Source organism: Bacteroides sp. RCH18, from assembly GCF_058231005.1.
In genome coordinates this window covers 441005-457460 of sequence record NZ_JBIPTC010000002.1, presented here as the reverse complement: position 1 = coordinate 457460, position 16456 = coordinate 441005, and the positions used below count along the sequence as shown (strand labels likewise).

8 protein-coding genes are annotated in these 16456 nt (G+C 44.4%); all 8 read right to left on the bottom strand.

Annotated features, from left to right (window positions below; translation table 11 throughout):
* Window positions 1-7 precede the first annotated feature (7 nt).
* The 8 genes from ACHLI0_RS16975 to ACHLI0_RS16940 all read right to left on the bottom strand — a co-directional run bounded on the left by ACHLI0_RS16975 (window position 8) and on the right by ACHLI0_RS16940 (window position 16239).
* Window positions 8-1138 carry a DUF4972 domain-containing protein gene (locus ACHLI0_RS16975; RefSeq protein ID WP_490749739.1) on the bottom strand — a complete coding sequence of 377 codons (1131 nt, stop codon included), beginning with the start codon at window positions 1136-1138 and terminating at the stop codon, window positions 8-10.
* A 33-nt stretch (window positions 1139-1171) separates the two neighbouring features.
* Entirely contained in the window at window positions 1172-3148 is a 1977-nt protein-coding gene (locus tag ACHLI0_RS16970; RefSeq protein WP_490749738.1) for a GxGYxYP domain-containing protein, read from the bottom strand.
* A gap of 38 nt (window positions 3149-3186) precedes the next feature.
* Window positions 3187-5454: a GH92 family glycosyl hydrolase gene (locus ACHLI0_RS16965; protein ID WP_490749737.1), complete on the bottom strand. Its 2268-nt coding sequence runs from the start codon at window positions 5452-5454 to the stop codon at window positions 3187-3189.
* A gap of 31 nt (window positions 5455-5485) precedes the next feature.
* Entirely contained in the window at window positions 5486-7393 is a 1908-nt protein-coding gene (locus ACHLI0_RS16960; RefSeq protein WP_490749736.1) for a GxGYxYP domain-containing protein, read from the bottom strand.
* Window positions 7394-7411: 18 nt separating this feature from the next.
* The gene (locus ACHLI0_RS16955) at window positions 7412-8107 is read right to left on the bottom strand and encodes a DUF3823 domain-containing protein (RefSeq protein WP_008760783.1); all 696 of its coding nucleotides are present in this window, start codon (window positions 8105-8107) and stop codon (window positions 7412-7414) included.
* Window positions 8108-8135: 28 nt separating this feature from the next.
* Window positions 8136-10067, bottom strand: coding sequence for a RagB/SusD family nutrient uptake outer membrane protein (locus tag ACHLI0_RS16950; protein ID WP_195211640.1), 1932 nt, complete (start codon window positions 10065-10067; stop codon window positions 8136-8138).
* An 11-nt stretch (window positions 10068-10078) separates the two neighbouring features.
* Window positions 10079-13210, bottom strand: coding sequence for a SusC/RagA family TonB-linked outer membrane protein (locus ACHLI0_RS16945; protein ID WP_490749735.1), 3132 nt, complete (start codon window positions 13208-13210; stop codon window positions 10079-10081).
* Window positions 13211-13677: 467 nt separating this feature from the next.
* The gene (locus tag ACHLI0_RS16940; RefSeq protein WP_490749734.1) at window positions 13678-16239 is read right to left on the bottom strand and encodes a Kelch repeat-containing protein; all 2562 of its coding nucleotides are present in this window, start codon (window positions 16237-16239) and stop codon (window positions 13678-13680) included.
* Between the last annotated feature and the right edge of the window lie 217 nt (window positions 16240-16456).

Sequence of the window (16456 nt, the reverse complement as noted above, 5' to 3'; positions counted from 1 at the left end):
TTTCGTATCATTCTAATTCAATCCACTTATAGTCTCCGACCAGCTTTGCCGTATACTTTCCGGTCAAGTCTTTAATTTCCTGGTCGTCAAGCGCCATCTTCGCGAAAGTCCATCCGCAAACCAAATCGTCCTCTTCGCCCGTCACATTCTCCGGATGCTCCATCAACCGGCGGATTTCATCCTGAGTCTTGGCGGCACGCCAGATATGCAGATGTTTCATACTTCCGTTAGCACCTTTATCACCGATACGGTTGCCTGTAGCACTCATGCCGCCAAATGCCACCATCGGGACATTGCTGTCGTTAGAAGCGTATGGTTTGGAAGCATCCTGATGAGAAGTGGTCGACAGTTTCAGTTCACCGTTCATATACATTTTGGTCATGACAGGTCTGCCTCCATTCATCTCGCCGTCTACTCCGATTTCATCCGTCACCACAGCCAAGTGTACCCACTCATTAATGGTGGTAAATCCGAAGGCAGGTTCCATCAGGTCATTAAAGCCCATTCCGTATGTCATACGCATGTTGTTGCCACCATAGTTGTAGCTATTCACGCACCAGCCTTTGCGCTCGTGATTGTTCGTATCATCATCCGTAAAGGTAGAGATCAGATAGAAGAAGCCTTCTACATCCTTCAGCTTTACCCAAAACTCAACAGTAAATGCCTGCTTGCCAACTTCACCGAATGTGGAATACTCCGAATGAGCGCCAAAGTCAATATATCCGCCATTCTTTCCGCTTACTTCCAGCTCTGCCGGAACCAGTAAGTCTTCCGTCCGGACAGTCGCTTTAAACTCAGCTATCTTTTCGTCCGATTCTTTCAGCAGTCTGGCTGTCTCTTCGGGAATCTGAGCTTCCGCCACTCCCGCTTCTTTTATCGTCTGAAGGAAATCTTTCAGCTTGGCTATCGCTTCTTCCAGAATCGCCCGGCTTGTTTCAGGATACATTCCTTCCCGAAGCCCGAACTGGGATTCAGCCTGCAGGTCGGTCAACACTTTTATCTTCTTGCCTATCTGTTCACGATACTCATATACCTTCACTCCTTCTCCGTCATCATCCGAACATGAGTAGCAGATACCCATAGCGAAAGCCGAAAGAAAGGCTATAACCAGTAACCGGATACTATATCTATTTTTCATATCTCATTTGTTTTAGATTCGTTTATAATTCCTTTAATAAATACCGCCTTCTTCTATGTACTTCCTGATAGAAGCGGCCAAATCCATCGGGAGCATAAATTCATACGTATCCGGACAATCCTGTTCAACCCGTTCGAGTTCCTTGATCAGTCTCTCGTACACCACCACTTTATTTCCTTCAAATCCGTAATAGTTGGTCAACAGATATACATGCCGGAATAAAGGACGCCGCGGGCTGGGAGATACAGACATCAGATCACGGTATACGTCTCCATTATTGCGGCACATGGTTCCCTGATCGATACGCACCACGCCATCTACCAATTTGTAGGATGAGCCTGTGGTATGCGTCCGGTTAGATCCGTCCATGATCACATCGACAGCCTTGCTCTTCATGTATTGTTCGAAATACATCTGCTCGTCTGTATTCCAGAGATGCGCCGTGTGGAAACCGGCGGTGGATAACCATTTCTTGTTCATTTCCAGCCATTCCGCATATTTACCGCTCTGCGCATAATAATCACCATAGATAAACTGGAAACCGGAAGGTCCTGCCGTCAATTCATCGTTCGGAGTCATATTCTTATAGTAGAATTCAAGCAACTTCGGATTCAATTCCTGTAAGCCTGCCGCCAAAGTCACTCCTACGGGGACTTCGCCTCTGCGCTTTCCTTCCTTGAATATCTGATAAAGAGAATTTGCATCGAACTGAATATTATCTCCGTCACTCAGACTGATAGCGACATATATCTTACCCGGCTTCACTTCTCCGGCTATCCCTTTACGCTGCTGGAAGGCTTTGCTCGGGAAACTGCACCAATAACTGCCATTCGCATAATAGTCACTCACCACAAATCCTGCATTATGGATGTTGGTAATCTTGTTCAGTTCATCGCCATTGGCATTCATTCCATAACCAAATACCGAAGAACCCACCGGATAAGATCCGCTATTGAAGATATTATCCATGATCTGTTTGTCATCTCCATTAGAGTCGTCCAACCAGAAAACAAAACCTTTAGAAGCAGCTACGTAATCGTACATTCTCCACGGATTATCTTTATAATCACTCCGCAATCCACCGGAGAAGGTTAGCTTCGGATGGCATTTGCCGGCATAGTGCGCTATCGCCCAGCCATAAGCTTCTGCCTTTGACGACCATTGGTTACGTATATCCCTAACTTCCAGATTTCCTGTTCCCAGCTCGTCCTCTATAAACTTTCTCATGGATTCCGTAACCGGAATACCTTTCTCCTGTGACGAAATCATCTGTGCCATACTCCATGACCAAGGCTGATTCTCATCCCAGACTACCAGGCAGTTGAAGCGGTCTTTGTACATATTATATAATGCCGCAAAACCTCTGTTGCGGGAAGTATTCGCCAAAGGCTGCATTTCATACTGCACTTCGGCATCATCCAGCTGCGTCAAATCCTGCTGTAACCAGATCAGATAAGTCAGTGCCTGTTCCTGGTTAATCACTCCCTGCATGACAGCGGTAGTCAGCTTCGATATGTTTTCGTCATCACGAATATCGAACACATTCACTTTCGCTACCGGCTGATTTTTAAAGAACATACCACTTTGAGGAGTCGCATCACTATGATAATCCATCAAAGGATGCAGCTTTTGCGCCCAGTTCTTCACCAAACGGGCAGTCACTCCGGCAGACACCTCTCCGGTCGTTCTGACAACTTTCATTTCATATCGGTAAGACAACAGGCTATTATCCGTAATCGCAAATTCTGCGCTCTGCACTCCTTTGGCAACCGTCTGCTGCTCATTAGTCTGCAAATCTTTTACCTGCACCTCCTTGATGTCTGTAATATAAGGATCAATCCAGGTGACCACTGCTTTTCCATTAATCTCCTCCACACGGGGAGTACGGACTTCATTTCCTCTTTCGGCCGTTGTACCAAATTCATCGTCATCCTCGCTGCAACCGAACATTGAAAAGGAAAAGATAAATAAAAACGACCATAGACTGGTGAGTACAATCATCTTTTTCATTGTGTTATATTTTAGATTTTAATATTATTATTCTGACTTTATTCCGGCAAACTCTCTGAAGAAGGCGGCACGGCGTCCGAAGCTGTCCCCCACTTCCTATTGGGCTTATCTCCCATCTGCAAAACCAGACGTCCGCCGTTTTGAATATCCGACTGGCTGAACCACGGCTTATTCCACGGCTTTCCATTCAAGGTAGCCGACTGGATGTACTTATGGTCCGGCGCATAATTCTCCGCTATGATCTCGAAAGAATGTCCGTCACCTACCTCCATCTTTGCGGATTTGAATACCGGACTGCCGATATTATAGGTTGGAGAACCGGGAGTTACCGGATAAAAGCCCATCATGGAGAATACCACAAATGCGGTCATTCCACCTCCGTCTTCATCACCGGGAACGCCCATCAAGTCATTACGGAACCACTGGTTCAGCAAAACGCGAATCCTTTTTTGTGTCATCCACGGCTGACCAGCATAGTTATACAAATAGGGAATATGCAGACAAGGTTCATTTGCCATAGAGAACTGGCCGACATTACCGGTATGGTCCGGCAACTGATGATAGAAATCAAACTTGCTCCGCCCCAACGGTTCATTGAATGTCTGATTCAATCTCTCGATAAATGAAGCCTGTCCACCCATCAAGGCAATCAAATCCGCCGGATTGTGCTGCACATCCCAACGATAGATCCAACCGTTGTTTTCACCATAATAGCCACGTGCCCCCTGTCCTCCCGAATAGCGATAGTCAAACGGTTCGATAAACTTTCCGTCCTTGTTCTTGGGATGAAAGAACCCCGTTTCCGCATTATAAACATTTCGGTACGTATAAGACATTCGCATAAACTTCTTATAGTCATCGGTCTTGTTTAATGTTCTGGCTATCTGTGCCAGACACCAATTATCGTAACAGTTACCCAACATAACCGCAACTGCTTGTCGCCTCTCGAACGAATGAACAGCCTTGCAAGTCTCTTCTTCGCCAGGGTTCAGTGCAGGGAAAAATCCTTTTTCCTGATAGAACTCATCGAGCTCCGTCAACGGACATCTCAGCCAGGGCAACAATGTTTTCTCTGTGATCGCTCCCTTGCAGGCTTCATAAGCAGCCTCCAGATCAAAGTCTTTCAATCCTTTGCAATAAGCATCCCAAATAACTGCCACTGCATGATTGCCATTCATCCGGTGGCTGTCTCCGGTCACCTCGGGGAAGGTAGGCATCCATCTTCTGTCCGACTGTTCTGCCATCCGGATATATGAACGAATCATATCGAGTTCTTTCTGCGGTTCTATCAAGATACGCAACGGATGTGTAGCCCGGTAAGTATCCCATATCCAGTCATCTGTATAAAAAGGTACTCCGCCATCTTCATGAATCTTGCCATCGAAAGCACTGTAATACTTCCCGTCTTCCGAAAGATTGATCATCCGTTCGTATGTACGATAAAGGGAAGTGTAGAAGATTTCTTTCTCGTCTTCCGAACCGCCTTCTATCACAATCTTGCCCAATGTCTCGTTCCACATCCTGCGTCCGGCATTCGCCACTTCCTTTACATCATAGGTGGTGATGTCACGTTGCAGATTCTTCTTTGCCTGCTCGGCACTGATAAAGGAAATTCCGTAACGTAGATTCAGGTTCTTCTCGCTTCCATAAAACAAAGCGATGGCACTGCCTTCCTTACTTTCCATATCAACTTTTCCATCTGCCAGTACTCCTTTACGTAAAGGTGGCTGACTGGTTTCGAGATACAGATAGATTTTGGTAGGAGTGTTGTCAATAATCTGATAGCCACTGACTCCTTTTTCTTCAGCGACCAGCTTTCCGTTCTTCGTATTCACCACCAAAGCATTATCACCTTCCGTCCCAAAACTGATATGATAAATACCAGCCTGATGTGAAGGGGCATACTCAACCTGTATATCAGCCTCATCCAGGTATACGGAATAACTATAGGGGGTAATCTTCTCCAAATCATAGGAGTAAGATACAATCGGTCGGGATACCTCTCCCTGCACCGGGCTCAGGTTAAAAGCCGAGCTGCCTCTATGACTGGTCACCACGACCGGAAGGCCGTTTACCCTGTCCGATGTATAGTCTCCCCTTTCCGGATAGACCCTGAGCATCGAGTTCGGCAGATGTACGGTTGGGTAAGTAGGCACCAGCAGATGGCTGATATTGCCGATATATGGATTTACATAATCGACAAAGTCTTTCGCGGGCGTCTGATCCGTATGGGTACACGAAAAAAACGCCATCGCCATCAAACAGGAGCCGACTGTTCTTTTTATATTCAATCTGTTCATCATCATTCTATATGAATATGTCTGTTCATTAATTTGGTTAGTTCATCGTTATCTTTCCGGCAGCAGCATTCGGATGTTGCTTCAGATAGATACGATAGAGTTCAAAAAATGTCGGTGCATCCAGCAATTCAATATTCGTATGCCGCTGTTTCAACTCATCACAAATCCCTTTATACCAGGAAGGTGACTTCAATATGGCTCTGAACCAATGGAAAGGAACCGGGCGTTTCTCTACTCTTTCCACAATCACATCCGTTGCCTTGCGGTAATCTTGATCTACAATATCATAATCTGCCCGGATCACCGGCATATCATTGTGCAGCAATGTCAAAGGCATCTTCTGCGGAACTATTCCATTCGGACTGAACGATGCGTAACAGTCCAATCCGTCTGAATCCAGTCCGGGGGCTTCGCCGTCGATCACAAATCCTGTAATGGTCAATCCCCACTTCTGATAATATTTGCTGCAATGCTTTGCCCATGCACTCAATCCGCTTTTCAATCCGGACACCGGCCGGGGCTCTTGCAACATACCCGGCATTAAATATCCGGCACCATTGTCGGCAGCGGCAAAATAATCATTCGGAGTAGCAGTCACCCGATAATTATGCATCACCATCGGAACGCGTTCTGCAAGTACAGGACTGACAGACCACATCAAAGGCACTTCTCCCCGGCTGGGTTCGTCCCACAGGAAAGGGGTAGTCTGAGCAATCCAGGAGGAGGAATCATAATCGCCTACATAGAAGAGGATAAAGTTCCGTCCCTGGAAGTTGATTGTTCCGTCACTGTTCAGATAGCCTCTGTCCATCAGCTCCTGATGTGTCACCCACTTTTGGGGATACTTTTCCTGAAGAGGAAAATGTTGCCAGAAGGAGGAGTTAGCCAATGCTCCCAGTCCGATGGCATCGGCATCCTTAAAGGCGTTATAAGCACTGATAATACGGGAAAATTCCCATTCAGTAGCTACATCTTCATGCTTTCCTCCGGCGTGCTGCGTATATTTATAAATCCAGCTCGGGAAACCTCCGATATAGCAGAATTTCTCTCCTTTATTTTGCTTATAGGCTTCTTGCAGAAAAGTTTCCAGTATCTGCAAGTCCAGTCCTTCTTTTTGTGTCGGATCATCTGTTGCCGGCTCGTCTCCCCAAGGAGAAAGGTCAAAGAAGAAAGCTTTCTTGCTGACAAAAAAGTCATGATTGGTCAACTGGTGATGGTTCGTTACCGTCCGGGTAGGATCGGTACGCCAGAACTGGTCGATGTAATAAGCGGCGTACTCCGTATTGCATAACCCTTTCTTCAGGTATTTCTCTATAAACCATACATAGGGATCGATTTTCAAAGATCCTGTCGAAGGTTGACCGGTTCCGGCAATCTTTCCTTTGCCCGTGAAAAGAGAAGAACCATCTTTGTTCACCAGCCAGCATTTCACAGCCAGCTTCGGTCCTTGCAGTACCAAACGGGTATAGAGACTATTGGGAGATATGTCATAGCGCACAGCTATCAGATTCTCGATTCCCGCCACAGATGAAGCAATATTACTGGTAGATGCTACTTTTGAGTCATAAACAACCACCCCGCGTATTTCTTTTCTGAAAACGGTCACGACATCCGACAGTTCCGTGTAAGCTACCGTATCACGTCCCGCCAGCCACTGTTCTGCCTGACGGTATTTATTCCACCAATAATCATCGACATTCTCTCCCTGCCCGTTCTTGACATAGCGAATGTACAATCTCGGACTATTCCGATTCACAATGCCTTGCAAAGTAGCTGTCGTATGCATAATGTCCCATAGTTGCTCCGCCTTCTCCTGTTCTTTCAGATCAAGTTCATTGAGCGTTCTCAAATCCAGTATCCGGACCGGATCACGAGATTCTGCCAACAATATCTCTGAACAAAAGACAGAGACCGCAAGGAATACCAACTGTAAATACTTTCTCATGGCTTTTCCGTTTTTATGCTAAATATCCAACTGTACAGATGCCGAATAATTGTACTTTGTCTCGCTTCCGTGAGACTGTGCGCCGATCCGGAAATAATAACTCTTGCCCGGAACCAGCGTGGAAGTGTAGTCGTCCAGATTGATAGACAGTTCGAAAGCCTCACCATCGGTAATGGAACGGTTCAGTTCTTCTGTCCGGTTGACAATATTCAGTTTGTTGGATACATCGATGTGAGAGTGTGCAAACAACGAAATGCGATAGACCTCGTTACTGGTCACCTGCTCCAGTTTGAATTTCGCCACTACCTTTCTTCCGATCACAGATATTTCTGGTTCAATGATCCGCAGATAAGGATTCACTTCGAAGACCTGATAATTCTTTCCCGGCTTTATTTTCATATCCAGGGTATCCAAAGGAACGTAGTTCCCACGATTCAGGATGATTTTATAGTCACCGGAGAAAATCATACCGTTATAAAACGTTCCGTCTTTTTTAACGACCATATTTTGAACAGGAGGATTATCTCCCCACCCCTGTTCGATGAAATAAACGCGGGAACCGTCCGATATCTCCTGTTGAATGAGTTCTCCGGTCTTCCGGTCTCTCAGTTCGCCGGCAAAGATTGCATCCGGCCCTTCGAGATTATCTTTTTCGCAAGAGTAAAACATACTGCCTGCTACTACAACGCATAATAAAAATAGAAGCTTTTTCATATCTAATCTATATTTTAGAATATACTAATTAAGGATTCTGTACCAGCCCATTAGCCCCTGTACCCGGAATACTCTTATAATACCAGCTATAATCAAAGGTCTTTGATTCAATGCCCAACGGATTGACACGTACAAATACATAATGCGCAGGATTTGTCCGCAGGTCAAGGAAAGGTACAAGTCCCTTTCTCACCCGGTTTTCAAATTCCTTATGGAAAGTTCTCCAGCGCGACAAATCCCATCTGCGTTTGTTTTCAAATGCCAGCTCGACAAAACGTTCTTTGCGAACATTCGCCTGAGTCAATGCAATGTCATCTTTGTGAGCCGCTCTTTTGCGGATCGCATTCAAAGCGTCTTGTGCAGCCTGTTTTTCAGCAGAAGTAGAGGTTGTCTTTTCGATAACGGCTTCTGCATAGTTGAGAAGAATTTCCCCATAACGGAAATCGATCCAAGGCTGTGTACCTTTACTCCATGCCTGCTCAACCGGACTTTCTATCTGCAAGAACTTCTTAAACAGGAACCCGCTACGGGTATAGTGTCCCAAAGTCGGATCGAATCCTGAATATTCCGTGCTTTTCTCCGCTCCGTAAGTATAATAGATCAGACCATCCTGCCCCTTCTCCGAAGCCTGAGTCCTGTAATGATAACCGGAACCGTCAGCTTTTACCAAACCACCCTGAATAATGATCTTCGTACTTCCGAAGTTCTGTCCCGGGAATAACACCATCGCACTCAAACGGGCATCACGACCGGCAAATGCCTGGTAAGGTTTATCTATCGGGAAAGACAGGTATCGAGTGGATAGGTTAAATCCATTATAATCACTTTCATTTCCATCCACACGCGTGCTGATTGGTTTGGGCGTTCCGGTTCCGTCATCCGTATAATCTTCGAAAGAATCGACAAAATCCAGTGTCGGATTCATACGACCGGGATAGAGATTCGGATCGAGGATCATCTGACGGGGGCTGAACCAGACATCATAGTTATGTGCCAGAATGGTATTTGCAGCATAGGCTTTCATGAAGATAGGCTCTTTCAATCCGTCCAGGCATTGGAAAGGCTGTTCAAATAACTTCTGATAGTTGGTTGTCGCTTCTTCCGGAGTAGCGGGAGAAGGTTTGTAAAGACCGAACTTACCGCTATTCATGATTTCCTGTGAGGCTGATATACATTCATCATAATAATGATCGGCCGATATAACTTCTATACCTACCAGCTTCTGGTCAACAGCCGGACCTGAGAAAGAAACATAAGGCTGATGAGTAAACTTGGCAACGGAAGCGGCATACAGAGCGGCTCTTGACTTCAGCGCCAATGCTACCCATTTGTTCGCTCTCAGCACATCATTTTCATTCGCATCTCCAAAAAGCGATACTGCCTGGTCACATTCTTCCAAGACAAAGTCCCAAGTATCTTTCTCCGTATTTCTGGGGACACGCAGTTCTTCGATATTACCATTATACTCCTGCGGTTCTTTAATGATAGGTACCCCACCGTATCTTTTGGCTAAGGCAAAATAGGTATAAGCTCTCAGGAAATGAGTTTCCGCATTGATCTCATTCTTTTGCTGTTCGGTAATACTGGTCAATGTAGGAATAGTAACCAACAGACTGTTTAAATCACGAATGAGTTTATAACCGTCTTCCCAATAATCGAACCACTCTTCTCCAAAGTCATTGTACTCCGGATGGATAGCCTCATCACAGAAATGAGCAGCCATAAAACCAGCATTATTCACATCCGTACCGACTCCCACATTGAAGCCGCGATTCGGTGAATAGGTAAAATCTTCGATAGGCAAACGACCGTACAGATTGGCCATATGTGCCTGTACTCCTTCCGGAGTGGAGAACAATTCATCCGCCGGAATTTTATTCTTCGGATCGATATCAAGCAAATCGCTACATCCGCCCAGCAGGAACATGGCTCCCAATAATAAACAACTATATATTTTCATAATCATCTTCTTTAAAAGTTCAAGGTCAATCCAAAGTTAAAGCTCTTATTCAGAGGATAATTCAAGCCGGCACTATAGTCTCCTTCAATCTTTTCCGGATCGAATGCCTTTACAAACGGGTCACAGATAGTAAACAGGTTATTTCCGTTCGCATAGATTCTTAAACTACCGATACCCAGTTTATGCATCAGTCGGGGACTGAAGGTGTAGCCGATCTCAATTGTTTTCAGTCTCAGATAAGAAGCGTTCTTACGCCATATCTGCGAATCCCTCGTATAGAACGATCCCATGTCCTGCTCCAGACGGATGGCCGGCCATTCTCCCGGTATCCATTCACTGTTCGAGTCATACGGATCGGACAGATGCCAACGGTCGTAGAAGTATTCGGGGGTATTGCCACCCTTGAAACAGAGCATCTTTGCGTATACCTCGTCAAACTGCACCGTGTACAGGGCAGAACCTTGAAAAAGAGCATAGAAGTCGAAGTTCTTCCAGGACGCTTCCACATTGAAACCATAGTGAATCAACGGGCTGCCGGACCAGAACAAAGGAGTCTTGTCCAGATCATTCACCACTCCGTCACCATTTACGTCTTTCAGGATGTAGTCACCGGGAAGTTCCTTGGAATTTCCGTTATCCCCATTCTGAAGCGGATATGTATTAATCTCGTCAAAGTTCTGGAAACGTCCGTCCGTCTGATACCCCCAGATAAAATCTCCCCAGCGGTTGGATGCCTGGTTTCTCCATCTTTCCATACTGCTCTTGTAAGGACCGCTCTCTATATAACGGCGTTGGGTACGCGCCAGGTTAAAGTTACCGGATACACTGTAGTGGAAATCACCGATTTTGTTGGTATGAGTCAATGTAAATTCAATACCCCTCGTACGGTCGCCGTTCAGGTTTTCCTGTGGCAACTTGGAACCGAACGTATTGGGAAGAGAGCCGTAACGGTCGGCTAACAGGCCGCTGCGGTCACGCTGATAAATATCAAACTCTACTGCGATCAGCCGGTTAAAGATTGAAAAGTCAATACCAATATTATACATATTCACTTTAATCCAGGTCAGATTCTTATTGATCATCACAGGAGAAGCCACCCCATTGGTATAATTTCCCTGACTGAATACATATCCGCCACTGTTCAACGTGTAACCGGAGAAGTATTGGAACGGATCACCGGCATTTTGCCCCGAACGACCGGCAGAGAAACGAAGTTTCAGATTATCGACAAACTTGAAGTTGTCTTTGATAAATCTCTCTTCCGAAATTCTCCATCCTACGGAAGCGGACGGAAAGAATGCCCATCTGCTGCCCGGAGCATATCGATAAGAACCGTCGTATCTGCAAGCAAGCTCTGCCAGATATTTGCCTTTATAATCATAGGTCAGACGCCCGATATGAGAAAGATAAGCCTGGTGTTCCGAGGAACCGGATACTTTCTGGTCAGATTCGCGTGCATTGTCCAGTTCACCGATCGTGAAAAAGTCAAACTTGCGCTCGCCATTCATCCAGTTTGCTTTCTCTTCGCGTCTTTCGAAGACATAAGTAGCTCCGATGGTATGGTTGCCGAACGTTCTGTTATAGTTTGTCTGGAACTGCATATCCACCCGTTCCGATTCTCTGCGATTATCCTGGAGTAAAGCCGGATAGTTGGCATCTGCCGCCGTATACTCGCCCGTATATTCGCCATAGGTATATGTCTTAAAACCTTTCCGCGTTGCCTTATATCCGTAGTTATTGTAATCGTAGATAAAAGTACCTTTCACCTTCAGCCCCTTTACATAAGGAATATTATACTCTAATGCAAACTGTGTCTGCAAGTTCTTATTCCGCTCTTTAGCGCTGCCGGTATAATCGGCATCGATCATAGCTGCCGGATTAGGAACATAAGAGAAGTTATTATAATAATCCGGATTGTCATTGGCATAGATAGAAGTAGTCGGCGGATTTACACGCGTACTCTTAAATATATCATAGAAAGGAAACCAGGGACGGTTGGTGGTATCATAACGTCCGCCAAGATTGATACTGGCTGTCAGGTCTTTGGTAATCTTCAGACTGACATTGGAACGGAATGTATATTTATCATAAGTCAATGCGTTATTCTTCAACAAACTGTTATCGGTGGCATAACCGAAACTACCGTAATAACCTACTTTGTCGGTACCACCTTCCAAGGACAGAGTCGTCTGGAACTGTGTGGCGTGCTTATTGAAAACGGCATCATACAAGTCTACACTCTCATAACCGGGAGCACCTTGCTGCCATTTGGTCAATTCGTCCTTTGTGATATAAGCCGGTCTGCCTGCATTGATTTCCGCCTCATTTCGCATGGTCATATATTGTCCGGCGTTGGCCATCTCCGGCACATTGGTAGGAGAAGTAATGCCGACATTGGCGTTCAACGTAATACGCGGTTTGCCTGTAGCCCCTTTCTTGGTGGTAACAATCACGGCACCATTCGCCGAATTCATACCATAGATAGAGGCAGTAGCATCTTTCAGAAAAGATATGCTTTCAATATCTTCCGGATTCAGCCGTTGAAATTCGCTGGAACCGTCTCTCACTACTCCGTCAATCACAAACAAAGGAGTTCCGAAGCCACGGACATTGATATTGGAACTGAACTTACCCGGCTCTCCATTCTCCTGTCTGATCCGCAGACCGGCAACTTTTCCTTGAATGGCCTGTGCCAAACTAGGTGCCTTGGTCTTTACGATATCATCTACTTTCAGGTTTCCGATAGCTCCCGTCAGACTTTCCTTTTTCTGAATGCCATATCCGACAACAACTACATCGCCCAATGCTACCACATTCTCCTCAAGGACTACCGTTACGAAGTTTTTATTCACCACTTTCACTCTCTTCGGATTATAGCCGACATATCCTATCTCCAGTTCCGCTCCCACAGGAACCTGGATAGTAAACTTACCATCCATATCAGAAATAGTCCCCGTACCCGTTTTCAGTACTTTCACTGAGGCTCCGATAATGGCTTCTCCTTTATTGTCTGTCACCTGCCCGGAAACTTTCAGGTTTTCCTGCGCCATAACAGAATCCAAAGAAAGGATGCTCCCCATTATCAAATAAAGGAACCTTAAAAAAACTCTTTGCAAATGATCTTTGCTCTTTCCTGTTTTCATAATTTATAGATTAACATTAATTGATTCAAACCGTTTTCATCTCAAGAAAACTTTCTCTGACAAGTAAGTCCAAGCAGTAATTAAGAAGTGTCGTTTTTCATATTTCCATCATTTTATAAGGTTATAGTTTGATCCGCTCAAGTCATCAGAAACATAGTGGAGGATATCCCGTCCGTTTCTGAAGCAAATATAGAATTCCAGTCCTTAATGCCATATTAATTTTAGATTAATAGAGATAAATAATTTCATCCTTTTCGCATAAGTATCTAGTTATCAATGATGTTTTCATGATAAAAAAAACAATTATTATTTGATGGTATAATGAGTGCCTTACTCCGCAAGGATTTATTTCGGGCACCGATGAGACCTACTTCCGGCACCGATGAGGACAGGCTCCGGCACCGATGAAGGCATACCTCTCCACCGACCAACAGGAAGTAGCGGAAAATTATTAATAGAGGATTAATTTAGAGTGAATTTATAATATCATCGTAAGAGAAATCAGGCTTGGCATTCAGTAAACGTTCATATTCAATACAGAACTTATCGAAACTTTGCTTGGACAAACCTTTCTGCCCCATCTGATACAAAACTCTGCATTTAGTGCGGATAGCGTCTTCGTCTATATTATCAACAAGCAGAATTACATCTGATATTTTCAGCAAAAGCCTAGAATCTTCTTTTATATCGGGACGGTTGACCACAGAAAGCAGTATTTCCGTCAACAGAACGTAGTAGGCTGACTTATATTCGTCAATCCATTCGGCACTGACGTTAGGGAGCAATGCGCCGGCACTCGCCAGGGATATGATTTTATTGATTATCTTTTTGTCCGTAATGGTATCTTTTATCTGATCCAGCAATCTCATCACTTCCTGATAATCGCAGGTCACGTCTTTCCCCAGATTCAGATACCAATAGCCGTTCTTATTGGCAATATTGATATCTCCGATTTTCTCAATGATCAGCCTTAGCTTTCTGATATTCACGTTTCTGTTATTCGATGCACTGGACTTACTCATATCGAACCAGAAAGTTTCATCCAGGCATTGAGAAGTCGTTCCCTTTCCGTTCTTGATGGTATTCAGCAGTAAAAACAAGAATAATTGCTTAAGAGTAGGCGTAAAATCTCCCGTGATGTTATCACCTTGCTTATCAAATATCTGGAATCCGCCCAGTAATAAAACCGAAGATACTTTTTGTTCAGTCGGTTCTTCTTCGGCCAATCTGTCTTTTGCTTCTTCTGTAGCAACCGGACCGACTGCCACATTCACTTTTCTCTTTCTCTCACTATGCAATAACCATATACTTCCTCCTATCAGGCACAGTAGTCCTGCCAAAATACCGGATATCAATACCACCGGCTTCATTCCGCCAGTCTGATGAGGCAAAATACCTTCCTTGGACAAAGGTGGAAATGCCAGTTTATAAAATTCGACTTTAGATATTCCGGGCTCCTTTTCCTGCAACACCACGGCATAAATAGAAGATGTCTCTTTATGTAGAAACATATCACAATAAGAATGAATATCGAGGAAGTTATAAACAATGGAATCACTCATCACTTCCTGAACCGGTTGTCTGGTATGTATATCAAACCGGCTCAAATAAACAAAAGTATTATACCGGTCATTATTATATGTCAAAGCATATACACTATTCGACGGTGTATCGATAATCATTGAATTACCGAAAGTAAAGTGCTGCCTGTCATTCACAAACTCCCATAACTTAGCGCATTTACCTGTTTTCAAATTCAACCGGTAAAGATCATAAAAGTTTCCCGGAGATTCTTCCTGCTTACCCGACTGGTTGCCATAACCACCCATGATCAATAAGTAGTCCTCATTCTCCGCCCCCATCGCACTTAAATAGCGGGGAAACAGACAGGAATCAAGGGAACTGATCGACCACCCCTGCGGATCAGACAGGTTTATTCTGCTCAACTGTGAATTATAGCGGTGATTTCCATAGCCACCAAAAACAATCAGTTCATCTCTTTTCTGATTGATAATACGATTATGATGCTGGCGGGTATCAATCATTACCGGAGTTTCTAATGTCCAGCATTTCCGGTCAAACTCATAGACATTCAAATCGTTGAAATCCGGTGTATAAGACAAGAGCCTGTTTCGTTTGGCATCAAAAATCATCTGGCTGGAAGCTCCTATATAAGGATGTCCTTTATAAGCAATCGAATCAATACGATTCGTCTTCACATCGTAAACAAATAACTGACCGCCTCCTGCTATGAAAAAACGTCCCGACACATCGTCATAAGCCACCTGCGGATTAATATGGTGCACATTCAACGAAGCTAATGCCGCCCATTTAGTATGTTTATCTATCTCCCAGACGCCATTACGTACAAAAGCCTGTTTATTTCTGACACTATCGTAAGTCACATCTTTATCATGAGCAGCCAATTCCCATTTATAAAGTAGTTTACCTTGAATATCAGCAAGTTCTATATTACGAATGGTCATAGGAGGTACATCTGTAGAGAAGAAACGGGGATGCTTGCTGCCTCCGAAATAGATCTTGATATCCTTAAAGTTGCTCAGGGAATGATTGATTTCCGCCTGGATACCGTCTGCAGCAATATGAATCCGGTCTTTGGTAAATTGCAGATTGACGTGTATCCATCTATCTGCTACAATCTTTACCGAATCTGCAATCTCTGTATTCTTGATCACCCGGTCTTTGTCAGTCAATACAATATTAAACCGGGAATAAAGCAGGTAGGAGATAAAATCAAAGCAAGAAGAATCATCTGCTATGACCCGTACAACATAACCATAAGTATACAGCTCATTTCTCAACTTTATATCGAATCCCACCGAGAAACCGTCCTCGGGAAAAGACAAAGAAGCCGCAGGAGTAAGATCCAGATTGGTCCGCTGATCCTGATTGGTAGAATGAGCCAGAAACGTGAGACCATAATCATAGACACTATTATCTATAACATTACTCTTGCATACCCATATATGCAATAAAAAGACTAAAGATAGAAGGTATCTACATTTCATAGTAACAATCATAAAAACCGGAATCCTTGTTCAAAAGTAAGAAACTTATGTCTAAGACCAATGCATTTGATTGCAATATTCGCAAAAAATTATAGGATATGCAAATCATTGGAAACAAAAAGACTCGCCCAAGTAAAGTATCCGAGGGATATCTTTACCTGAGCAAGTCTTTCCTTTCATAAATACGGCCCACTTAACAGCCGTATCTATATTACAA